General features: G+C 60.0%; 1 pseudogene. It reads right to left on the bottom strand.

From position 1 onward, the window contains the following. Nucleotides 1-1,276 (bottom strand): annotated as a pseudogene (locus AUR66_RS11845) (chromosome segregation protein SMC); the annotation flags it as partial.

The raw sequence follows: 1,276 nt of genomic DNA, 5'->3' as shown, positions 1-1,276 counted from the left end.
GACAGACCCGAGTTGGCCGACTGCGCCGTGGACGCCGGACATACCGGCATTGAGGATGGTCGTGACCGCACGCGGCCACGAGTTGTCGCCGTCTGACCCGGCCCGCGCTTCGAGGCGAGCGTACTCGGACTGCTTGGTCTGGAGTTCGTCGTTGACCTCCGAGAGGTCGTCTTTCAATTCGGCCTTCTCGGCCTGCAAATCCTCGATGACGCCGTCTATCTTCGATTTGTTCTTCTCGGCGGTGTCGAGTTCGCTGTGCAGGTCCGAGAGCGTCGCTTTCAGTTCGGGGATGCGTTCGTGGGCAGCGTCGATGTCGGCTTGCGTCTCAGAAATCTCGTTCGAGCGACGGCGCGCGTCGTCGAGGAGGCGGTCTTTCGCCCGTTGGCGCTCGTTCTTTTCGTCTTTGTACGCGTCGACCGTCTCTTTCTTCTCGGCGAGTTCGGATTTGAGTTCGTCGAACTCGGTGTCGACCGAGTCGATTTCGGCCTGCACTTCGGAGAGTTCGACCTGCTTGGACTGGATGTCACTCTTGACCGACGCCTTCTCGACTTTTATCTCGCGGATGTCGTCCGACAGGTCGTCTATCTTCTCTTGCTTGCGGTCGATGTCGACGAACGCCTTCCGCCGTTCGGCCTCGGCGTCGTCGCGTTTCTCTTCGGCCGCTTCGATGGAGTTCTCGAGGCGTGCGATGTCGCCTTTTATCTCCTCCATCTCGGACTTGATTCGGAGTTGTTCGTCTTCGCCCTTCCGCTCGATTTCGTGTGTGAGGTCTTCGAGGTCCTCTTCGAGACGGGTGACTTTCCCTTGTCGTTCGTCGAGTTCCGCGCGGAGGCCTTCGAGGTCCGATTCGGTCGAGTCGATGCGTGACTCGGTCCGCGAGAGGTCGTCGCGCTTGTCTTCGAGTTCTGCGGCTTTCAGGTAGCCTTCGTACTCTTCTTTCTCGTCGCGGAGGCCCTTGTACTGAAGCGCCGTCTCGCGTTCGTCGGCGAGTTGGTCGAGGCGTGTCTCTTTCTCTCCGATACGGAGGTCCGCTTCGTCGACGCGCTCTTCGACCGCTTCGAGTTCGCCGAACGCGGCGTCTTTCTTCTCGTCGAACTCGGCGACGCCCGCGATTTCGTCGATGATGCCCCGACGCTGGTAGGGCGTCATGTTGATAATCTCGGTCACGTCGCCCTGCATGACGACGTTGTACCCCTCGGGTGTGATGCCGGCTTGTGCCAGCAGGTCTTTGATGTCCGAGAGGTTGACCGAGCGCTCGTTGAGGTAGTAGTACGAG

Origin of the sequence: Haloferax profundi (assembly GCF_001469865.1) — an archaeon.
In the GTDB taxonomy this organism is placed as follows: domain Archaea; phylum Halobacteriota; class Halobacteria; order Halobacteriales; family Haloferacaceae; genus Haloferax; species Haloferax profundi.
The sequence above is the reverse complement of the archived record's forward strand: the minus strand, read 5'-3'. Positions and strand labels throughout refer to the sequence as shown.